This is a genomic window from Paraburkholderia sp. GAS82, from assembly GCF_050436285.1.
GTDB lineage: Bacteria > Pseudomonadota > Gammaproteobacteria > Burkholderiales > Burkholderiaceae > Paraburkholderia > Paraburkholderia phenazinium_B.
In genome coordinates this window covers 204,895-228,088 of the sequence record NZ_JBNDLX010000002.1, presented here as the reverse complement: position 1 = coordinate 228,088, position 23,194 = coordinate 204,895, and the positions used below count along the sequence as shown (strand labels likewise).

11 protein-coding genes are annotated in these 23,194 nt (G+C 63.5%); 3 read left to right on the top strand and 8 right to left on the bottom strand.

Features of this window, described 5'->3' with window-relative positions:
- The first annotated feature begins 32 nt into the window (after window positions 1-32).
- From P3T17_RS07360 to P3T17_RS07350, 3 genes are all read left to right on the top strand, one after another.
- On the top strand, window positions 33-830 hold the full coding sequence (locus P3T17_RS07360) for a sensor histidine kinase (protein ID WP_429405764.1): 798 nt from the start codon (window positions 33-35) through the stop codon (window positions 828-830).
- 102 nt (window positions 831-932) lie between these two features.
- The gene (locus P3T17_RS07355) at window positions 933-2,276 is read left to right on the top strand and encodes a hemolysin family protein (RefSeq protein ID WP_429405762.1); all 1,344 of its coding nucleotides are present in this window, start codon (window positions 933-935) and stop codon (window positions 2,274-2,276) included.
- Window positions 2,277-2,288: 12 nt separating this feature from the next.
- On the top strand, window positions 2,289-3,011 hold the full coding sequence (locus P3T17_RS07350) for a sulfite exporter TauE/SafE family protein (protein WP_074266592.1): 723 nt from the start codon (window positions 2,289-2,291) through the stop codon (window positions 3,009-3,011).
- Window positions 3,012-3,061: 50 nt separating this feature from the next.
- Here the strand turns inward: P3T17_RS07350 and P3T17_RS07345 are convergent, their stop codons facing one another.
- The 8 genes from P3T17_RS07345 to P3T17_RS07310 form a co-directional block, all read right to left on the bottom strand.
- Window positions 3,062-4,549, bottom strand: coding sequence for a dipeptidase (locus P3T17_RS07345; RefSeq protein ID WP_429405760.1), 1,488 nt, complete (start codon window positions 4,547-4,549; stop codon window positions 3,062-3,064).
- Between the two features lie 79 nt (window positions 4,550-4,628).
- The gene (treY, locus tag P3T17_RS07340) at window positions 4,629-7,475 is read right to left on the bottom strand and encodes a malto-oligosyltrehalose synthase (protein ID WP_429405758.1); all 2,847 of its coding nucleotides are present in this window, start codon (window positions 7,473-7,475) and stop codon (window positions 4,629-4,631) included.
- Window positions 7,472-9,700 (bottom strand): 4-alpha-glucanotransferase, encoded by a 2,229-nt coding sequence (gene malQ, locus P3T17_RS07335; RefSeq protein WP_429405756.1) that lies wholly within the window; start codon window positions 9,698-9,700, stop codon window positions 7,472-7,474. Before malQ ends, treY begins: the two co-directional genes overlap by 4 nt.
- A complete protein-coding gene (gene treZ, locus P3T17_RS07330; protein ID WP_429405754.1) occupies window positions 9,697-11,610 on the bottom strand; it encodes a malto-oligosyltrehalose trehalohydrolase in 1,914 nt (637 codons plus the stop codon). Before treZ ends, malQ begins: the two co-directional genes overlap by 4 nt.
- Window positions 11,611-11,658: 48 nt before the next feature.
- A complete protein-coding gene (glgX, locus tag P3T17_RS07325; protein WP_074266587.1) occupies window positions 11,659-13,875 on the bottom strand; it encodes a glycogen debranching protein GlgX in 2,217 nt (738 codons plus the stop codon).
- A 94-nt stretch (window positions 13,876-13,969) separates the two neighbouring features.
- Window positions 13,970-16,186, bottom strand: coding sequence for a 1,4-alpha-glucan branching protein GlgB (glgB, locus tag P3T17_RS07320; RefSeq protein ID WP_429405752.1), 2,217 nt, complete (start codon window positions 16,184-16,186; stop codon window positions 13,970-13,972).
- On the bottom strand, window positions 16,179-19,646 hold the full coding sequence (gene treS, locus P3T17_RS07315) for a maltose alpha-D-glucosyltransferase (RefSeq protein WP_429405750.1): 3,468 nt from the start codon (window positions 19,644-19,646) through the stop codon (window positions 16,179-16,181). The genes glgB and treS overlap by 8 nt, the downstream gene beginning before the upstream one ends.
- A complete protein-coding gene (locus P3T17_RS07310) occupies window positions 19,646-23,089 on the bottom strand; it encodes a maltotransferase domain-containing protein (RefSeq protein WP_429405748.1) in 3,444 nt (1,147 codons plus the stop codon). The genes treS and P3T17_RS07310 overlap by 1 nt, the downstream gene beginning before the upstream one ends.
- Window positions 23,090-23,194: the final 105 nt, after the last annotated feature.

Genomic DNA, 23,194 nt, shown 5'->3' with positions numbered 1-23,194 from the left:
CATCCATATGCACTGCCTAGAGGGCCCAGATCGTGACAACGTCTTCCACCGGAGCCGGCAGCGGCCAGCAGACCGCTTCCGGCGCTTCCTTGTCCGAACGCACTGCGCATCTGTGCGCCGAGGCTGCGCTGTTCATGCGCGACCACGTGCTGTCGCTGGTCTCGCATGATTTACGCGGTCCGCTGAATGCGATCCATAGCTGGGCGTATGTGCTCGAGCGCAAGCTCGACGCCAACGACCCTGCCGCGCAGCGCGCCATCGTCGGTATCCGTAGCGGGGTGGATCAACAGGTCAAGCTGCTGGAATCGATCGTCGATACGACCCGCGCGGGAACGCGCAACCTGGCGCTTGCCCGCTCGCCGTTTCCGCTGCAGGCTTTGTTCTCGGATTCGGCTGACGAAGTGCGTTCGGGACTCGCGAGGTCGCGCGGCGTGTCGGTCGCGTTCGACTCGGGCCTTTCCACCGAGCAGTTCAGCGGCGACCGCGAGCGTCTCGCCGCGGCGCTGTGGCTGATGCTTACGTTCGCGGTCGAAGCGAGCGCGGATGGCGCGAAGGTCACGCTTGCGTCCAGTGCCGACGCCACCGCATGGCACGCGCTGGTCACCTTTGACGCAAGTCCGGCGGTCCTCGACGATCCTGCGCTCCCACACCTGCTCGAACCGTTCGCACGTGCCCAGGCGCGCGCGCCGCGTGAAGCGGGCCGGATCGCGTGGGTGCTGGCGCTGTGCAAGCGTGTGGCCGAAGCCCACGGCGGCACCTTCGAGCAAGGCGAGATGCAGGACGGCCAACCGGCGACGCTTGCACTGCGCATTCCGCTCGCCGCGCCTTGAAGGCACAGTGCCAGGCGGCGCGCAAACTTCGTCGCCCGCCGAAACTCTTTCATATTGCTTTCGCCCCTATACTGACGACTTTTGTTGCCGGAGCCTTTTCACTTGACTCAGGTCTTCGCCCTTATCGGCGCGTTATTGCTCGTTGCGCTCAACGGGTTCTTTGTCGCGGCCGAATTCGGCCTGGTGAAGTTGCGGCAAACGCGCGTCAAGAGTCTCGCCGCGCAACACGGCGTGCGCGGCCGCTTGCTGGCGAAGGTGCATGGGCATCTGGACTCGTACCTGTCGGCGTGCCAGCTCGGTATCACGCTTGCTTCGCTGGGCCTTGGCTGGATCGGTGAGCCGGCCTTCGCGGATCTGCTGACGCCGATATTCCGCGTGCTGGGGATCGAATCGGAGAACGTGATTCACGGCGTCTCGCTGTTCTTCGCTTTCTCGTGCATTTCGTTCCTGCATATCGTGGTGGGCGAGCTGGCGCCGAAGTCACTGGCGATCCGTCAGTCCGAGAGGCTTTCGCTGTGGGCTGCCACGCCGCTGTATGCGTTCTACTGGACGATGTATCCGGCAATCTGGGTGCTCAACACCAGCGCCAACGCGGTGCTTCGTCTCGCGGGCTTGACGGCGGATCATGGCGGCGACGCGCATTACTCCACCGAAGAACTGAAACTGATCCTGCGTGGCCGCCATGCCAATATCGCACCCGGCGTGGGCGCGACTGAAGGCGCGTATAGCCAGGACGAATGGAACACGATCGCGCATTCGCTGGACTTCTCGCGCATGACGGTTTCCGATCTGATGCGGCCGGCTCACGAGATGGTCGGACTGCGGCGCGATCTGCCGTTGCGCGAAAACATGCAGGTGGTGGCGCGGCATCGCTTCAGCCGCTATCCGCTGTTCGAAGACGACTCAGGCGAGCGCGTGGCCGGCATGATTCACTTGAAGGATCTGCTGTTGGCACGCCAGGCCGGGAGCACGCTCGACGATCTCTCGAAGTATGTCCGCCCGGTTCAGTACGTGAAACCGGATATGCCCGCGCTTGAGCTGTTCCGACGGTTCCGCAAGGGCGCGCCGCATATGGCGCTGGTAGGACACAAGAACGCGGCGCCGATCGGCTTTCTCACGCTCGACAATCTGCTTGGCGCGCTCGTCGGGCAGATTCACGACGAATTCCGCCAGGGCGATGCCGACTGGACGCGGATGGACGACGGCACGCTGATGGGCAAGGGCAGTTTGCCGGTGGTGTCGCTGGAACGGGCGCTGGGGATCGATATTGACGAGGGGCGGGCCGAATCGGTCGGCGGTCTGGTGATCCAGGCGCTCAACGATATTCCAACGGAGGGTAAGCGCGTGGAGTTCGATCGCTTCGATATCGTCGTCAAGAAGATGAAGGGGCCGCGCATTCTGCTGGTGCGGGTTTATCCAAAACATTTCGATGATGAGGGCGGTTAAGGGGCGCCTGCTATGGGATATCTGCTTGTATTGGGCGTAGGTCTGCTGGCCGGCATGCTAAGCGGCGTGATCGGCACAGGTTCGTCGATGATGTTGATGCCTGTGCTCGTCATGCTGTTCGGTCCGCAGCAAGCGGTGCCGATCATGGCGATTGCCGCAATCATGGGCAATCTCGGCAAGGTCCTCGCGTGGTGGCGTGAAGTCGACTGGCGAGCCTGTGCGGCATATTGCTCGACTGCGGTGCCGGGCGCTGCGCTTGGCGTGCGTACGCTGCTGGCGTTGCCGCCTCATGCCGTCGAACTCGCCCTGGGCATCTTCTTCCTGGCGATGGTGCCGACACGGCGCTGGCTCGCGCGTCGTTCCATCAAGTTCTCGCTGTTGCATCTCGCCTTGATTGGCGGCGTGGTGGGTTTCCTGACGGGCATCGTGGTTTCGACCGGGCCGATTACCGTGCCGGTGTTCATGTCGTACGGGCTCGTGAAGGGTGCGTTTCTCGCCACTGAGGCCGCGGGTTCATTGGCGGTGTACGGCACCAAAGTCGCTGTGTTCAAGCACTTTGGCGCGTTGCCCTTGCATGTGATATTCGATGGCCTGATTACAGGTTCGGCGCTGATGGCCGGCTCGTTTGCCGCGCGCCACGTGGTGGTGCGCATGAGTCCGAACACGTTCAAGCTGGTGGTCGACGGGTTGATGTTGTCCTCGGGTCTGTCGCTGCTGTGGGCGGCCGGGCGGTAGACGGTAGCCCTGCGACGTGAGGCAACGGCCGCGGTCGACGCTTGCCGCCTTCAACCAACAGAAGCCTCGAACACCCGCCGGTAATTGGCGCCGAGAATCATTCCCACCTCGTCTTTGCTGAAGCCCTCCGCCAACAACGCATCGGCCAGCGACGGCAATTGCTCATAGCTGCGAAACACCGGCGGCAAGATGAAGCCGAGCATATCCGAGCCTAACCCGACATGTTCGACGCCCACCACATCGGCCATGCGTTTGTAGCCGTGCGCCATGGCCTGCAGATCGGCGAACGTTCCTGAACTCGGCCACACGCCGATCACGCCGCCGGTGCCTGCGATCACGCGCGCATGGTCCGGTGTGATAAGACGGCTACGCGCTGATGGGTGAGTCGCCAAGGCGGTATGCGAAAGGATGAGTGGCTTCGTCGTTGTATCGGCGGCACGCTTGACCAGATCGTAGGTGCCGTGCGCAACGTCCACGACAATGCCTAGCTGGTTGCAACGGCGCACCACGTCCGCGCCGAAGTCGGTCAACCCGCCGTGCACCGGCGGCTCGGTCTGAATATCGCCGAGTTCATTGACCCGGTAATGTGTGAGCTGCAGATGGCGCAGTTGATGCAGCGTATAGGCTTCATCGACGCGATCGACTTGACCTTCCAGAAAGTCCGCACCCTCAGCGGCGATGATGACACTCGGACCTGCTTTTGCGTTCGCAGACAGCGACGCCGTGTTCGTCACAACCTGCATCTGCTCGCGTTCAACCAGCTCATGGGCACGTTTGAATTCAGCTTGCCCGAGAGCGTATAGTTCGCCATCCTGAGGAATGCGCCATGCTTCGATACGCTTGTGGTCTGCAGTGACGTGAGTCACTGTAGTGTCGGTGACGATGGCGAGACAGATGACGTTCATGCCGCCGGCGCGCATCGGCGCTGCGAGGGGAAGAAAAGGGCGGTTAGCGCCGATCGCCGGATCGCGCGAGACAATCACGCGTCCGGCGTGGCTGTGCATGTCCATGGTCAGCGTGTCGGGAGTGCGCCAGGCGAGCGTGCTATCCGACGCTCGAGCAGCGCTCGACGCAGCGGCGTCCGAAGCCCCGGCATGGACTGCCCCAGCATCCGGTTTCTCGGTGTAACCGGCGAAGCGCCCAGGCGCGCAGGCCGCGAGCCCCAGCGCAGCGCCTGAAGCGAGAAACGCGCGCCGACTCGCGCTGCGCGGTTCACGTTCAGGCTGCAAATCGAGTGGTGTGGCATCAATGAGTTGATAGCGCCAACCCGCAGGATCGTCGATCAGTCGCTGCAAGCGCCCCGTGAAAGTGACGGCATGCTCCTGCGGCGCGCAAGGCGCGGCCGCATACACCTCGATGGACGACAGCGGATCGCGCGGCAAACAACCGCCGCAGCAAGGAGCATCCGCCGCCAAAAGAAAATAGTCGGCTTTATCCGCTGTGGCGTCGAGCGGGATCATCCAGCCGGATAGTTCGACGATCGCGCCGTGCAGTGCATCGGCTCCGCCGCTACGGATACTCGACCAGTCCAGCGTCATAGGCTTTCTCGCAGTCAAGGTTGCAAGGTGGCCGTTAGACTCGCCGATGAGCATCATTTGGCTCTGGCGTGCAAAAACACTAAGCTCGCGGCACCCCGTCCTCTACCAGCACGGCTACCGGCATCGTCGCCAGTGCGTCGCGCAGATAGAGCACGCCATCGTCCTCGACTTTGGGCGCGGCGGTGCTCATCCAGTCGAACAGCGCACGTGATGTTAACTCATCCGGCATCGCGACCGCAGTATCGTCCCACTGTGCCGCATCGACGAGCGGTAAATCGCTATCTGCGCCCAGCAAACCCGCAGCGAGATGCGTGACGATGATAACGGCCCAGGCGTTGTTATGCCTGCGCGCAAACGCGACCACGTGTGCCGCGTGCTTGCCCGTGACCGTCAGCGGCAGATACGCGCCATCGCTCAGTAACGAGGGCAGATGCGCGCGCAACGACAGCAAGCGCTGTATGACACCCAGCTTGACTCGTCCGCTGCGCCAGTCCGGCAAAAACTCCGACGGCGGCGTCTCAACGAGCCACGCCTGGCGCTGTGCAAAATCGACGGGACGCCGGTTGTCGGGATCGACGAGGCTGAAATCCCACAACTCGGTGCCTTGATACAGATCCGGGACGCCTGGTGACGTGAGCCGGAGCACGGTCTGTTGCAGGCTATTGATCGCACCGGCCTGGCTAATGCGTGCCACCAGTCCGGAGAGCTCGCTCAGGAAGCCGTCGCGCCGTTGCGGTGCGAGGATATCGAACAGGAAATCGCGGCACGCGTTCTCATACGCTTCGTCAGGCGCAAGCCAGGACGTGCGCAGTTTCGCTTCGCGCAGTGCCTTCAACTGCCATTGCGCGACCCGTTCAGCCAAGGCCTTCACGCCGGCTTCGTCGTCGGGCGAAAGATTGGGCGGCCAGCAGCCCACCAGCGTTTGATACAGCATCGCCTCGGCTGCTGGACCGGGCGCCCAGTCGTGGTCCATGGTGCCCACGCTGCCGTCGGGCGCGCGGCGGTGTGGCGCGTTTAGCGTCGACCATGCGCGCAGCGTTGCGCACCAGTCCTGAGCGATTTCGCTGAGCACTGCAAGACGGGCGCGTACGTCCTCGCCGCGTTTGTGATCGTGCGTAGCGGTCGCAAGCATCGCATGCGGGAAACGTCGCGCGCGTTCGAGGTTGGATGTATGAAACTGATCGACCGAAATGGCGAACTCAGCCGGGTCTGAACCCACCTCATTGCGCGACAACAGGCGTCCATAGCGATAGCACGCCGTATCCTCGACCGCTTTTGCGGCCACAGGCGCAGTCAGTTGCGAAAATAACGTCTGCGCAGTGCGTCGCGACGATCCCGAGTGGCTGAGCGGCGCGTTGTTCGAACCAGGCTGCGCGTTGGCGGCTGAACGAACCGGCGCGGCGTCTTCAGCTGCGCTGCCGCCTAACCAGGCGTCGACCTGTTCCAATGTGGCGTGATCGGCAGGCGAGAGCGTTTGTTTCGCGCCAGCCAGCGCCTGGTTGTAATAGACGTTGTCGGCTTCGGTACGCAGACCATTCTGCGGATACACACGATACACGGGGAAGTGCACCACGAGCTCGGTCAGCACGCGGCGCAATGCAGTGAACGTAAAGTCGCGCGTACCAAGCGAATCGCGCGCGATCCGGTGCAACGCCCGCGCTGCGCGGTCCAGTTCTGCCGAAAGGTTCTCCGCGAGAATCTTGCGTCGCGCCATCATCGCTTCATCGGCGAAATCCACACTTCTTCCGCTCAGCTCGGCCCATGTCGTGGCGAGCGGTTCGGCGCCGGCCGGATCGTGCAAAAGCGCGCCGACGTCGGTCATAAAGTCGTAGCCGGTTGTGCCGTGGACGGGCCAGTCGTCGCGCAACGGCTCGCCGCGCGCGAGGATTTTCTCCACCACGATATACGGTTCGCCTTCGCGCAATTCGTTGAGCCGCTGCCGCAGCCGCTGGCAGTACTCGCGCGGCTCCGCAAGGCCGTCCACGTGGTCGATCCGCACGCCGTCGATCACGCCTTCCGCGTAGAGGCGAAACGGCAGCGCGTGCACCGCGTCGAACACTTCGGGCCGCTCGACGCGCACGCCTGCCAGCGTGCTGATGTCGAAGAAACGCCGCCAGTTCACTTCGTCCGACGCGGTGCGCCACCACGCGAGCCGGAAGTGCTGCCGTTCCAGCAGACGATGCAGCCGATCGCGTGTGACTGCTTCGCCGGGCGCATAGTTTGCCAGCGCCGCGTCGATCGCTTCCGTACCGTTCTGCGCGACGAATTCTCGTAGCAACTCGCACGCTTCGGCGGCGCGGGGCTGGTCTGCGGGCTGTGTGGTCAAGCCCTGGAAGCGTTCGGCGAGTGCACCCAGATCGGCGCGTTCGGCGCTCTGCAGAATCGACGGATAGTCGATCGGACAGATCGGTCCCACGTGAGGTCCATAGCTCACGTAGAAGCGTCCTGTGTCGGCGGCGAAATGCAGTTCGATCCGGCCGGCCGCGAGTTCGTCGCCGTACGGTGCGCCGAGACACGGCATCAGCACCTTGCCGCGCAATGCCGGATCGGGCGAATGCCAGTCGATGTCGAAATGCCGCGCGTGGGCGCTGTGACGCCCCCACTCGAGAATATCGAGCCACCATGCGTTGCTCGATCCGCCCACACCCATATGGTTCGGAACCACATCGATAATCAGTCCCATGCCGCGTTCGCGCAGTTTGTCGACGAGCCGTTTGAGGCCCGCTTCGCCGCCGCATTCGGCGCTCACCTGGGTGTAGTCGACCGTGTCGTAGCCGTGCATCGAACCGGGCTCGGCTGTCGTGATCGGCGACGCGTACAGATGGCTGACGCCGAGCGCAGCGAAGTATTCGACGCGTGCGAGCGCATCATCGAACGTGAAGTCCTTGTGGAACTGAAGCCGGAGTGTGGAACGCGGGACTGTCATGGTGTGTCGGGCCCCGAAGAAGCGGTGGTGGAATCGGAAGCTGAAGTGGCGGAGGCAGAAGCCGGGGTGGCAGCCGAAGCAGCGGTGCTGCGCGCCCGGTCGACCGCCAGCAGCCGGTCGCTGAAGGCCGGCTCGTCGAACAGCTCATCGATCGGCAGCACGAGACGCCGGCGCCAGTTCGGATGCTCGTCGATCGAGCCCGGCAGGTTCGGTTGATCTTCGAGCGCGAGCAGATCCTCGAGCGGATACGTGACGAGCGGCGACGGCGTAGCGGCAACGAAGGCAAGCGCTTCATCCACAGGTGCGCTTTCGGGCGGCGGCGCGGGCACATCCTTCGCGGCGACGCCTGCTTGCTGGAACGCATCCCACAGTAAAGCGCGATCCTCGGCACGCTCGGCTTGCGCCACTTCGACAGGGTCGCGGCCATCGGCGCGCGGCATGGTCTGGCCGATGCGGTTGCGCCAGGTGATGTCGGCGCCGCGCCACCATCCGGTGACGGTCGGCAGGTCGTGGGTGGTGGTCGTGCCCACTGCATTGCGATCCCAACGATTCGGCGGTTTGAAGCCTTTGCCCGATTCGCTGCCTTCGAACCACAGCACGCGAATGCCCTCGATGCCATGCTCGTCGAGCCGCTCGCGGAAGCCCGGCGGTACTGTGCCGAGATCTTCGCCAATCACGATCGAGCGATGGCGCCACGATTCGAGCGCGATTAGCCGCAGCATGTCTTCGAGTGGATAGCGCAGATACGCGCCGTTAGCCGCGCTTTCGCCATCGGGCACGAGCCACAGCCGGCGCAGTCCGAGAATGTGGTCGATGCGCACGCCGCCCGCATGCGCAAACGCGGCGCGCAGCATGTCGATGAACGCCGAAAATCCCTGGGTGCGCATGGCACGCGGCGAGAACGTGGTAAGCCCCCACGCCTGACCGGCCTGGTTGAACAGATCCGGCGGTGCACCGACCGACACGCCTTGCAGCATGTCGTCGCGATACGACCACGCATGGCTGCCCGCGCTGTCACAGCCGACGGCGAGGTCCGCGATCAGGCCGACCGCCATTCCCGCATCGCGGGCCGCGAGCTGGGCTTGCGAGAGTCCCTTGGCGGCGAGCCATTGCAGGAACAGATAAAACTCCACCTCATGCCGGTTCGCGTTGGCAAACGCTTCGACTTCCGCGCTGCGCGGATTGCGCCACGCTTCGGGCCAATTACGCCAGTGTCCGTTGGGCTCGGCTTGGGCAAGCTGTACCGCCTGCAACGCTTCGAAGCGCGCGTGATCTTCCAGCGAGCGGCCGCCGTGCACGCAGAACGCGTTGAATTCGAGCGCAAGCGGCGCGTCTTGAGCGCGATCGTGCACGCAGAACTGTTCGAACAATGTGCGCAGCACCTTCAGCTTCAGTCGGACCGCCTTCGGCCAGTCGATCAGGTTCAGCCTTTCCAATTGCGTCCACGTATCGCCGGCTTGAGCAGCGTCGATAGCAGCGCGTGCCGCTTGCGCGCCGAACACAGCCTCGACATCGATATGCGTGACGTTGAGCCACAAGCGTGACGACGGCGAATACGGACTGAAGCGCTCCGGCTCGGCGCTGAACATCGCATGCGTGGGGCTGACGGCGAGCGCGTGGGCGCCGCGCTTCGCACTTTCGACGGCGAGACGCGCCAGCGCGGAATAGTCGCCAATGCCGCCGTCGCCGGTGCGGCGCAAGCCGTAGAGTTGTGCAGCCACGCCCCACAACGGCGGCATCGGCTCGTTCCGCGACGCCTGCCATGCATCCGCCACCGTATAGCAGCGTGCCGGCGCGACCGCGAGCGTGACGCGGTGATCGTTGATGATGAGCGTGTGATAACCGGGTTCATCGATCGGCGACAGCAGCGCCGCTTCGCCTTTTGGCGCCGTGAAGCGGCCATCGATTTGCGAACCGCTTTCGAGTTCGATCCGATAGTGGCTGCCGGATTTGACCGCGGCCAGCGGCAGCGCGATGCCGCGCTCGCATTCGGCGGTCATCAGTGGCGGCAGCTTGCGGCCGGACAGTTCTGCTTCGAGCGCCGCGGTGCTCTGGCGCGTCTGGGTCGCGTTGCCGCACGGCAGACCCATGCGGTCGAGCAGCACGGAGAGCGTGCTTTCGGGTACGCGCTGCGTAACGTGGTGCGCATTTTCCCATTCGACTTCGAAGCCGGCGCGGGCGGCGAGGTTGTCGATCGAACCGGCAGGGCGACGAGCGGGGCTCATGCGTGCCACTCCCGTTCGATCACCTTGCGCGCATCGTGAGTGTTGGCGTATTCGCAGACGTCGCCAGTCATCCACGCGATGCATGTATGCGACGGTAGCTGATGGCCCTCGATACGATCGCGCGCACGCGGCGGGGTCTCGAAGATTACCTTGCCTGGGGGTATGTCGGAAAGCTTCACGTCGTCGGAACCCAGATTGAGCGCAATGGAAAGCGTCTCGCCATCGTCAAGCCGCCAGCGGGCGACAAGCGCGTTGGTGTCGCTGCCGTCCTGCGCAGTGAGCACGCTTGCACCGAGTGCCTTTGAATGCTCGAGGCGCGGTGTAATCAGCTTGGCGCGCACGGCGAGCGCGGATTTATAGAAGTGCATCCAGTCGAGTCGTTCCTGAGCGTTAGGGTGTGCAGCGTTATCCACGGGCGGCGACGATGCGGCGAAGGTCTGCGGCGCGTTGGGGTCGGGAATCTGCGCGCGGCGTTTTTCGTCGCTAAAGGAAGCGAAGCGCGCGAACTCGCGGCGCCGTCCTTCGCGCACGGCGTCGGCGAGGTCACCCGCGTAGTCGGTGAAGAAGAGGAACGGCTGGTCGGAGCCGAATTCCTCGTCCATGAACAGCAGCGGAATCTGCGGGGATAGCAGCAACAGGGCGGTGGCAGCACGCAGCGCGTCTGGAGTGCTGAGCTTGCGCAGACGCTCGCCAAAGGCACGGTTGCCGATCTGGTCATGATTCTGCAGGAACATCACGAACGAAGTGGGCGACACGTGTCCGCTTGGTTCGCCGCGCGGCTTGCCGTCGTGGATCGGTGAAGGCTCGCCCTGGTACACAAAGCCCTCGCCAAGCACGCGAGCCAGTTTGCGGATCGGCTGATCCGCAAACGCGTGGTAATAGCCTTCGGTCTCGCCGGTCAGCAAAACGTGCAGCGTATTGTGCGCATCGTCGTTCCACTGCGCATCGAAATGCGTTTCGAGCAGACTGGCCGAGTTGTGCTCGTTTTCGAGCACCAGATGCACATGACGACCATGCCTCACCTTGGCGCGAATATGGTCCGAGAGATCGCGCAGCCAATCGTGATTGTCGATGGCGTGCACGGCGTCGAAGCGCAGGCCATCGAAGCGATACTCGTTGATCCAGTAGAGCGCGTTATCGCAGAAGAAATCGCTGACTTCCGTGCGATTGAAATCGATCGCCGGTCCCCAGGGCGTATGCGTGCCTTCGCGAAAGAACGGCTTGGCGTACTGATGCAGATAGTTACCGTCGGGGCCGAAGTGGTTGTAGACGACGTCGAGGAACACGTTAAGACCGAGACCATGGGCCGCGTCGATCAGCGCTTTCAACTCGTCGGGGCGGCCATAGGCCGAATCAGGGGCGTAAGGCAGCACGCCGTCGTAGCCCCAGTTTCGTTCACCCGGAAAGTCGTTTAGCGGCATCAATTCAATGGCCGTCACGCCCAGTTCGGCAATCGCAGGCAGACGCTTCATCACGCCGGCATAGCCGCCGAGCGTGCCGACATGCAATTCGTACAAGACGGTCTCTTCCCACGGCCGGCCATGCCAATGCGCGTGCTGCCATGTGTAGGCGCGCGGATCGATCACTTCGCTTGGACCATGCACGTCCTGCGGCTGGAAGCGCGAAGCAGGATCGGGCACGGCCAGTTCACCATCGAGCCGGTAGCGGTACAAGGTGCCCACGCCGCAATCGACCTCAGTTTCGAACCAGCCGTTACCGGTCGACGTCATTTCGTGAGTGCCGGCAGCAGCCGCCGGGCCTTCGATCTCTAGCTGTACCGCCTTGCACGACGGCGCCCAGAAGCGAAAGCGCGTGCGCGGCCTGGCGCTCGCTGCGCCGAGCAACTGCGCGCCAAACGGCAGGCAATGCGCATGATGACGCGCATGAGGATCAATCGGACTTTCGGACATGATTCATCACCATTCGGTTTTGCTCCGCCACCTCGGGTCCGCACGACATTACGTGTGCGATTCGCCGTCGGTGGGCGACTGCGTGCCCGGATCAGGCGGCAACGCCGTCAATAGCCGCTGACCGTGTTGCGGACCCGCTTTCCAGCCGGCCTGCCAATCCGCATCTCCTACCGCTTGCGCGGCCAGGATGACGAGGCCGTGTGCCGCCACTTCGACCTCCGGCATGGCCAGCGGATGAGTTGGCGAATCGGGGTTCGCGGTATCTAGCAGCATGCGCCATTCCAGGTGCGGCGGGGGCGGCGAAAAACGCAACGTGTCGCCCGACGCATTGAGCATCATCAACAATACTTCGGTTTCGCCATTGATTCCGGGACCGGCGCGGCGCAACGTCAGCGCGCGTCCTTCAGGGTCTTGCCAGGCTTCGATGGTCAAGGGATCACCGCGCTCGTCGAACCAGCCAATGTCGTAGAGGCCGGGCAGCACTTCGCGGTCGCCGAACAGAAAACGCGTCTCGCGCAGCAGCGGATGTTGCTTGCGCAAGCCAATCACGCGAGCCACAAACTCGGTCATCCTGCGACCTTCTTCCGAGCCCGCGCGCTCCCAGTCGATCCATGATAATTCGTTGTCCTGGCAGTAGGCATTGTTGTTGCCGTTCTGCGTGCGGCAGGCTTCGTCGCCGGCCAGTAGCATCGGCGTGCCGAGCGCCATGAACAGCGTCGCCACTAGCGAGCGCGCCACGCGCGCGCGAGTTTCCAGAATCGCGGGATCTTCCGTCGGACCTTCCACGCCCCAGTTGGAACTGCAGTTCTCGTTATGCCCGTCGTTGTTATTTTCGTTGTTGGCTTCGTTATGCTTTTGCTCGTACGCAGTCATGTCGGCGAGCGTAAAGCCATCGTGCGATGCGACGAAATTTACCGACGCCCACGGCTTTCTGAAGCGGCGGTTAAACAGATCCGCGGAGCCTGTGAGGCGCGCCGCAAGATCGGGCCGCAGCCCTGCGTCGCCGCGCCAGAAACGGCGCACGGTATCGCGGAAGCGGTCGTTCCATTCGGCGAAGCCCGGCGGATGATTGCCGAGCTGATAGCCGCCGGGGCCGATGTCCCACGGCTCGGAAATCAGCTTGCGTTGCGACAGGATCGGATCCTGGCGCAGTGCGTCGAAAAAGCCCGAGCCGGGATCGAAGCCCGAGTGCTCGCGGCCTAACGTCACGCCGAGATCGAAGCGGAAGCCGTCGATGTTGAATTTTGTCGACCAGTAGCGCAGCGAATCCATCACCATCTGCAGAACGCGCGGATGCGGCAGGTTCAGCGTGTTGCCGCAACCGGTATCGTTGATATGGTGACGCTCGTCGCCGGGCACGAGGCGGTAGTAGCTGGCGTTGTCGAGCCCGCGCCACGAGACCGTCGGGCCCATCTCGCCGCCTTCGCAGGTGTGGTTGTAGACCACATCGAGGATCACTTCGATGCCCGCGGCATGCAACTGCCGCACGGCAATGCGCATTTCGTCGAGCCGGTGCGTGCTCAGATACGACGGCTCCGGTGCAAAAAACGACGCGGTGTTGTAACCCCAGTAGTTGCGCAGCCCGCGCTCCACCAGAAAGCGGTCGTTCAGGAACGCATGCACGGGCAGCAGTTCGACCGCAGTTACACCGAGCTTTTGCAGATGGTCGATGAATTCCGGCGAGGACAGTGCCGCAAATGTGCCGCGCTCATGCGTGCGCAGATCGGGCCGCAGCATCGAGGCACCACGCACATGCGTTTCGTAGATGACGGTCTCGCCCCACGGCACGTTCGGCCGTGCGTCGTGCGACCAGTCGAACGCTTCGTCGATGACCACGCACTTCGGCATGCCCGGCGCCGAGTCGCGCCGGTCGATCGAAAGATCGAGCCGGTTCGAATGCACGCGGTAACTGAACAGCGCATCGGACCAGCGGAACTGTCCGACCAGCTTGCGCGCGTAGGGGTCGAGCAGCAGCTTGTGCGGATTGAAACGGTGTCCGTTCTGCGGCTGATAGGGGCCGTGCGCGCGAAAGCCGTAGGCGGTGCCGGGATGCGCGTTCGGCAGATAGCCGTGCCAGACCTCGTCCGTGCACTCGGGCAGCGTAAAGCGCCTGATTTCCTTGCGGCCGGTCGGATCGAACAGGCACAGCTCGATCTGCTGGGCATTGGCCGAAAACACCGCGAAGTTGACACCGAGGCCGTCCCAGCTCGCCCCTAGTGGATAGGGCGAGCCCGGCAACAGCCGGTCGGGTAATACATGCGACATGGTTCCCGTCCTTGTTCTGATTGGTCGTGTCTTGCGGGGCGCCCACCCGTTCTTTGTCTTAGCCGCCTCAGTCCGGTTGGCTTGAGTCAGTGGCCTAATTATCCGCGCGCAGTACGATCGTCGAGAGCGGCGGCAAAATCAGCGAGGCCGATTGCGGCTTGCCGTGGCTCGAGATCTCCTCGGTATAGATCAGCCCGGCATTGCCGACATTCGAGCCACCATACACGCTGGCGTCGGTGTTGAGCACTTCGCTCCAGCGTCCGGCGAGCGGCATGCCGAGGCGATAGCCCAGACGCGGCACCGGGGTGAAGTTGCAGACCACCACCAGTTCGCGGCCCGCGCCATCGACGCGTCGATAAGCGAACACGCTGTTGTCGCTATCGTCGCCGATCAGCCATTCGAAGCCGCCGGGTTCACAATCGAGCGTGTACAGGGCCGGCTCGTCGCAGTACAGGTGGTTCAGGTCGCGCACCAGTTTTTGCGCGCCGTGGTGGAGCGGATCGTCGAGCAGATGCCAATGCGGCGAGCCGTCGTGATCGAACTCCGCCATCTGACCGAACTCACCGCCCATGAAGAGCAGCTTCTTGCCGGGATGGGTCCACATAAAGCCGAAATACGCACGCAGGTTGGCGAAGCGTTGCCAGCGGTCGCCCGGCATCTTGCCGAGCAGCGAGCCTTTGCCGTGTACCACTTCGTCGTGCGAGAGCGGCAACACGAAGCACTCTGAATACGCGTACACCATCCCGAACGTCATGTTGTGGTGGTGGTAACGGCGGTACACCGGGTCCTCGTGCATGTAGTTCAGCGTGTCATGCATCCAGCCCATGTTCCACTTGAATTCGAAGCCCAGGCCGCCGTCTTCGACGCGCGCGGTGACACCCGGCCACGCCGTGGATTCTTCGGCGATCGTGATCGCGCCAGGTACGCCCGGCACATAGCCGACTTCATGATTGAGCCGTTTGAGAAACGCGATGGATTCGAGATTCTCTCTGCCGCCATAGATATTCGGCACCCATTCGCCAGCGGCGCGCGAGTAGTCGCGATAAAGCATCGAGGCAACGGCATCCACGCGCAAGGCGTCCACGTGATAACGCTTGAGCCACGCCAGCCCCGAGGCCACCAGGAACGCGCTCACCTCGTTGCGGCCGAGGTTGTAGATCATCGTGTTCCAGTCCTGGTGATAGCCCTCGCGCGGATCAGCGTGTTCGTAGAGCGGCGTGCCGTCGAAATTGATGAGGCCGTGCGCGTCGTTCGGAAAGTGCGCCGGCACCCAGTCGAGGATCACGCCGAGCCCGACTTCGTGTGCGCGATTGACGAACTGCGCAAACTGTTCGGGTTTCCCGAAGCGCGCCGACGGCGCGAACTGCCCCAACGGTTGATAGCCCCATGAGCCGCCAAACGGATGCTCGGCAATCGGCATGAATTCGATGTGCGTGAACCCCATGCCCTGGGCGTACGGAATCAGCCGGTCTGCGAGTTCGCTCCAGTCGAGGCCACGGTGGCCGTCTTCGGCGATTCGCAACCATGACTCGGCGTGCACCTCGTAGATCGAGATCGGCGAGCGTGGCGTCTGATTGGCGCCACGTGATTGAATCCATGCGGCGTCGGTCCACGGAAACTGCTCGATCTCATCGACGTGCGCGACTACTGATGCCGTCGCCGGCGGCTTCTCGGTCTGCATTGCGCAGGGGTCGGCTTTCAGCGGCAACGGATGGCCGTCGCGCGAAAGCAGTTCGTATTTGTAGCGCGTGCCGGCACCGACACGCGGGACGAACAGCTCCCACACGCCGGCCTGATGACGCAGGCGCATCGGATGGCGTCGGCCGTCCCACGAGTTGAAGTCGCCGACCACCGAGACGCGCCGTGCGTTAGGCGCCCACACCGCAAAGCGCACGCCGGGCACGCCGTCAATTTCCATCGGACGCGAGCCGAGGCACTCGAGCACCGCATACGGGTCGCCGTTGGCCAGGCGGTGCAGCGGTTCATCCCCGAGGATCGGCCCAAACGAATAGGTATCCTCGATTTCCTGCACCGGTCCGTGCCAGTCGATGCGCAACCGGTACGGAACGGCTGCACTGACGCGGCCGACGAACAGTCCGTTGTGATGAATCTTCTGCAACTCGCCGAGTGTCGAGCCGTCGGCGCGTGAAATGACCGTGACATGCGCGGCATTCGGCAAGAGTGCGCGTACCACGGGTCCCGCGTCGCTCTGATGCAGGCCCAGTTGCGAAAAGGGATCAGGGTGCCGCGCTTCGACTAGTGCGTCGAGATCGAGCGGTTGCAGGTCGGCGGTCGGATCGTATTCACTCATAATCGCCCTCAGCCGGGTTAGGCGGTGTGGCGCCAGAGGAGCCTGGCGTCGATGTATCGTGGGGAGTACCCGTATCGCCGAGCATCCGGCTCGCGAGCGCGGCTAGACCACGCACCGGCAAGCCGAGCCACGTCGGACGATTGGCGGCCTCGTAGCGGATTTCGTAAGCGGCCTTTTCGATCAGGAAGAGATCGAGCAGACCCTGTTCCGACGCGGGCGCGACTAGCGGTTGTGCGGCAGCGGCAATCGCTGCACGGTATTCGCCGAGGAAGCTCTCGGCAGCGTAGACGCGGAAACGGTCGAACAGCGCGCGCTTGCGGTCTGCGGTCTGTTGCGGAGCGCTTTCCGTAGTGGATTGCGCCGCTGCGCTTGCATACGAAAACGAGCGCAGCAGACCGGCGACATCGCGCATCGGACTCGACTTCTGACGACGTTCGTCAAGCGTGCGCGCCGGCTCGCCTTCGAAGTCGATCAGATACGCATCGCCTTGGGCGACCAGCACTTGCCCGAGGTGGAAGTCGCCGTGAATCCGTGTGCGCAAGGCGCCCGCATCCGCAGGTACGAGCTTCGCCACTGCTTCGGTGAGGGCTCCACGACGATCGAGCAGGCTCTGCGCGAGCTCTTTCGTATCGTCGGTCAACTGATCGATGCGATGCGAGAGCAGGTCGAGCGCCGTGGAGAGCATGCTTTGCGTGCCTTCGGTCCACGCGCGAATCTGCTCGGGTGTGGCCGGCTCCGGTGCGAACGCTGGATCGTCCGACGGCGCGGCGAGCGCGACATGCAACTCACCGAGGCGTCTGCCGATGATGCCGGCCATAGCCCGGTAGCCTTCGATAGCCTGCGCTTCCTTTTCCGGATCGGGGACAGCGTCGTCGGCATCGACGGCGAGCGCGAGATCGTCGATCGTGCGGCGCAGATAATCGAGCGCCCAGTTCCACGCATCGCCCTGGTTGTCGATAAAGCCTTGCAGGATGCACAGCGTGTGCGGCACACCGGCGGGATCGATACGCACCACTTCGCCATACAGCGGCGCGGTGTTCGCGTAGCCGATCTTCGTCAGATGGCGGCTGATTTCCGCTTCAGGGTGGATGCCGCTCACGAGGCGCCGTACCAGCTTCAGGACCACGGCGTCCTCGATGATCAGCGAGCTGTTGCTTTGCTCGGCTGCCAGCCAGCGAATCTCGGGGCGGTCGCCCAGATCGAGTGCGTCGAAGCGATCGGTCGGGATGAAGCAGATTTCGCTTTTCTGCACCGTCGGCACGACCGCGCGTTCACGCAGCTTGCGCAGAACGTTGTGGGCGAAGATCGGCAGTGCGAACGCATCCGTCAGGTGGCCGACGTTGCGGCCGCGGCGCACGCGCGCCAGTGCCAGTTGCATGAACAGAGGCGTGGTGGTTTCGCCGCCCCATGTAATCGCAATCGGCAACACATAGCGTTCGGTGTGATCGCCAACGTCTGCTTCGATCTCGGTGAAGGCGAAGCCGCCGTTCGGGATTGTCGTCAGTGCCGCAAGGCGTACGGCGTGCAACGGCTCATCCTTGGACGCAAACCAGCGGCGCCGGCTTAACCACGAAGGCAACACTTCCGATTCGAGCAGCCGGACGTTCTCCGGCGTCGGGCCAGCCTGGCCTTCGCGAATCACAATCGTCACGAACTCGGGCAACGGCTCCGAGTGCGGTTGTGCCCACGTCGGACGCTGGGTTCCCGGACAGATGAGGAACCACAGAAAGCCGTAGGGCGGAAAGGTCAGCAGATAGGTGAGCTGACCAATCGCCGGGAATACGGAGTCCGCGGTCATCTCTATCGGCACGGAGCCCGCGAATTCGGAGAGATCGAGTTCGACCGCCTGCGGTGCACGCGACAGATTCGCGACGCACAGAATGGTCGGCTCGCCCGGCAATTCGCGTAGATACGCGAGAATCTTGCGATTGGCCGGCTTCAGGAAGCGGATCGTGCCGCGCCCGAAGGTCTGCTTGGCGCGGCGCGTGGCGAGCATGCGGCGCGTCCAGTTCAGCAGCGAGTGCGGATCGCGACTCTGCGCTTCGACGTTGACCGCATCGAAGCCGTACAGCGAACCCATCACCGGCGGCAGCACCAGTTGCTCCGGATCGGCGCGCGAGAAGCCGCCGTTACGGTCCGATGACCATTGCATCGGCGTACGCACGCCGTCGCGGTCGCCGAGGTGGATGTTGTCGCCCATGCCGAGTTCGTCGCCGTAATAGATCACGGGCGTGCCGGGCATCGACAGTAACAGCGAGTTGATCAGCTCGATGCGGCGACGGTCGCGTTCCATCAGCGGCGCAAGACGGCGCCGGATGCCGAGGTTCAGTCGCGCGCGGCGGTCGCTCGCATAGGTGTTCCACAGATAGTCGCGTTCCGAATCCGTGACCATTTCGAGCGTCAGTTCATCGTGATTGCGCAGGAAAATGGCCCACTGGTTTGTCTCGGCGAGATCCGGCGTTTGCCGCATGATGTCGGTGATCGGGAAGCGGTCTTCGCTGGCAATCGACATGTAGATGCGCGGCATCAGCGGGAAGTGGAATGCCATATGGCATTCGTCTTCGTCGCCGAAATACTCCTTCACATCCTCCGGCCACTGGTTCGCTTCGGCGAGCAGCATGCGGTTCGGATACTCCGCGTCGATGGTGGCGCGAATCTTCTTCAGGATTGCGTGCGTTTCCGGCAGGTTCTCGTTGTTGGTGCCTTCGCGCTCCACCAGATAAGGCACTGCATCGAGACGCAGCCCGTCGATGCCCATGTCGAGCCAGAAGCGCATGACCTGCAGCACTTCTTTCAGCACGGCCGGATTGTCGAAATTCAGGTCGGGCTGGTGCGAATAGAACCGATGCCAGTAGTACGCCCCGGCCACGGGATCGTGGGTCCAGTTCGACGGCTCGCTATCGATGAAGATAATCCGCGTGCCGGTGTATTTCTCATCGGTATCGGACCAGACGTAGAAGTTGCGATGATTCGATCCGGGCTTCGCAAGACGGGCGCGCTGGAACCACGGGTGCTGGTCAGACGTGTGGTTGATGACCAGTTCGGTGATCACACGAATGCCGCGGGCATGCGCTTCCTGAATGAAGTGCTTCACATCGGAAAGCTGGCCGTAATCCGGATGGACGTTGCGATAGTCGGCAATGTCGTAGCCATCGTCGCGGCGCGGCGATGGATAGAACGGCAGCAGCCAGATCGCGTTCACGCCGAGTTCGGCAATGTAGTCGAGCTTGGCGATCAGTCCGGGGAAATCTCCCACGCCGTCGTTATTCGCATCGAAGAACGACTTGATGTGCACCTGATAGATGATCGCGTCTTTGTACCAGAGCGGATCGTCGCTAAGCGTCGAAACCTTGCCGCGGCGGCCTGGCTTCGGTTTCGCCGCGCGGCTGCCCGTGCCTGTAACTGCAGCTTCTGCGGTGAGGGCTTGCGACGTGCTCTCGGTCGGGTCGTCACGTTTCATTAGGCACCTTCGGTCGGGGGTTGGGCGCCAGCGTCTGCATGGCTGCCGCTATCGTCGTCTGCGCTGGGGGGCTCGGGTGGCAGGCCGCCGGCTGGCGCAATGCGCCAGATCGCGAACGGCATGACGCTCGGGTTCAGCTGTACATGCTGCCAGCGGCCGTACCACTCGGAGCGGGCACCGGTCATCTGGTCCACGACTTCGAGCGCCGCGTGATCGTGCAAATGCCAATGCGCAAAGGTGTCCCATGAAAGCTCGACATCCGCGCCCTGTTCGTTGAACGGATCGAGATTGATGGCGACGACGATCACGTTGTCGCGCGCCTCGGTGGCTTTCTCGAAGAACAGGATATGGTCATTGTGCGCCGGTAGGAACGTGATGCCCAGATGCGATTGCAGCGCGGGGTTGGCGCGGCGAATCCGGTTCAGGGCAGTGATCTCGCCGACGATGTTGCCGGGACGGTCCCAGTCCCACGCGCGCAGTTGATACTTTTCGGAGTCGAGGTATTCCTCGCTGTTGGGCAGCGCCGCTGCTTCGCAAAGCTCGAATCCGCTGTACACGCCCCACAGGCCCGAAAGCGTCGCGGCCAGTGCGGCGCGCATCACGAAGCCCGCGCGTCCCGAGGACTGCAGATGCCGCGGGTTGATGTCCGGCGTGTTGACGAAGAAGTTCGGCCGGTAGTAATCGCGGACGTTGGTCTGCGTGAGTTCGGTCAGGTAATCGGTGAACTCGCGCTTCGATTCGCGCCACGTGAAATACGTGTACGACATGGAGTAGCCGATCTTGCCGAGGCGATACATCATGCGCGGCCGCGTGAAGGCTTCTGCGAAGAAGATCGTGTCGGGATAGCGCGCCCGCACGTCGTTAATCATCCATTCCCAGAACGGCAGCGGTTTCGTATGGGGATTGTCGACGCGGAAGATATGCACGCCCGCTTCGATCCAGAACAGGATGACGTCGCGCAATGCGAGCCACAGGTCGGGCTTGGCGTCGTGCGCATAGAAGTCCGGGTTGACGATGTCCTGGTACTTCTTTGGCGGGTTCTCGGCGTACCTCAGCGTGCCGTCGGGGCGCCACGCGAACCAGGTGGGATGCTCCTTCAGCCACGGGTGATCCGGCGAGCACTGGATCGCGAAGTCGAGCGCGATCTCGAGACCATGCTCGTGTGCGGCAGCCAGCATCTGCTTGAAATCTTCGAGCGTGCCCAATTCTGGATGGACGGCGCTGTGGCCGCCTTCCGCTCCGCCGATCGCGTAGGGGCTGCCGACGTCGCCCGGTTGCGCGGTTAGCGTGTTGTTGCGGCCTTTGCGATTCGCGACGCCGATCGGGTGGATCGGCGGGAAGTACAGCACGTCGAAACCCATGTCGCGGATGCGCGGCAGTTTCTTCGTGACATCCGCGAAGGTACCGTGCCGTGTTTCGTCGTCGCTCATCGAGCGCGGGAAGATCTCGTACCAGCTTGCGAAGCGCGCGGCGGTCCGTTCGGCATCGATGCGGTACGTGACCGGATCGCGTGTCTGGAACGGCCGATGACGAGCCGCAGCCATTGCTTTGGCCGTGGTGGGGGCGAGCAGCAGGGCGAGCTTGGTGTCCGCGTCGGCTTTGGTGAAGACCTTGACGATATGTTCGAGCGGTTCAGTTACCGCGCCTTCCACCGTTTCCACTTCGGCCAGCACCAGCGCGAACAGATGGCCCGCTTCGGCGATTTCTAGCTCCACCGTTTGCCCGGCCTTCAGCTTCTTCTGCACGTGCTCGACCAGCGAGGCGAAGTCGTCGCGCCATGCAAGCGCCGTGAATTCATGACGGCCCACTCGTTCGAGCGGGATGCGCGCGTGCCACAGGTCGTTGCCGGCGGGTGGTGCGGGGAACATCGGCGTTTCGTGCCAGGCGGTTTCGTCGGCGGCGCGCCACATCACGGCGGCGGCGATCTTGTCGTGCCCTTCCGCGAAGATCGCAGCTTTCACCTCGACCCGCTCGCCTACATTGCGTTTAACGACGAAGCGTCCATTGTCGACCGACGGCGTCACGCTTTCGATCGCCACGCGTGGGGCAGAGATGGCTTCCAGCACCGATTTGCGGCCGCTGCGTTTGCTGCCCGCCTTGTCGATGGGCGGGGCGAGCCGCACCGGCTTTTCGGCTTGCGCGCCAAACAGGCGGCAGGCGCCGGGTCCGAGCGTAAAGGGGCTCAGCGTCGCGGGTTTGGCGTTCGCGGCGGCATCGAGCGGTACGAAGCGCGTGAAGTTGCCAGGCACCCCGGCGAGGAAACGCGCGGGATCGACCCGCAACGGCGTGCCCAAGTCCGGGTTGATGACGATCAGGATCGCCTGCTGACTGTCGCGCAAATCAAGCCGATCGCCGCGCAACAGCACTGCCGCGGGCGCGCTCGGACCACTCAGCGCGCGCAGTTCGCCGACGCTCTGCAGCGGCTCGGACGCACTTAACACTTCGTTGATGTGCTTGACCGGCCCTGACAGGTCGAAGCGCGCCGTCTTGCACTGCTCGCCGTATTGCGCGGCATTGGCACGTGTGTACGACATCGGTGTCGCGACGCCGTATTCGAAGCCCATCGGCAGCAGCCAGCCAGTGCCGGTCGACGCGGCGGTGAACAGCGCGCGGCGGTAGGCGCGCTCGAGCATCGCGGCATCGTGTACGTCGTCGAGATCGGCGGCGAGGCGAGTGCCATACGGCGCTTCCGGAAACGCGATCGGTGCGCCGATGCGAATCAGCGCGGCATGCTCGTCGGTCATCCAGCTGGAGCGGAAGTCCCACCAGCGCACTGACGAGAACACGCTGTCGAAGCCCGCGTCGTCGAGAGGTTGCAGATCGCCGCGTGCGAGACCCGGTGTGGCCGCAAGAAAGCGGATCTCCGGATACTGCTCCCGCACGGCTGCACCAAGCTGGCGCCAAAACGCGATCGGCACGCGGTGCGGCGAATCGAAACGAAAACCGGCGACGCCCGCTTCGGCGAGCCCGATCAGTTCGCGAGTCCACCAGGCGAGAAGGGCGGCGGTGCTGCCCTCGTTGCCGAAGTTCACATAGGCGACGTTGTCCTCGCGATGCGCGTGGCGCGGATCGAGTCGTGCCTCTTCCGATTCGAACGGATGAAACCAGTCGGGGTGCTCGGAGAAGAGGGCGCTGTCTGCCGCGAAGCGATCGATCACGACGTCCGTCAGCACTTTCAGGCCGTGCTGGCCCGCCGCGGCGGTAAGGCCGCGTAGCGCTTCGGGCGCGTCCTGCTGCGTGCCGAAGACAGGGTGCAGCTTACGGTGATCGCTGACAATCTGCGCGTGTCCCGCCCGTCCGGGCTGGAACAGCGCGCCGATCAGCACATGGTCGAAGCCTAGCTCGGCGGCGTGCGCAAATTGCGCTGGCCACGCGTCGAGCGGCCCGACGAGGAGAGAGTGGAGAAAATAGATCCGCGGCGCATACCTTGGTGAAGGTTCCATCGGTCGTTTCCAGATTCGTCCTGCCGCGATGTAGATGCATCGGGATGCGATTACACCGCTGTTTGGGGCTTCCAGAGCCGGAGGCCGCACGCTGCGTGAATTCAA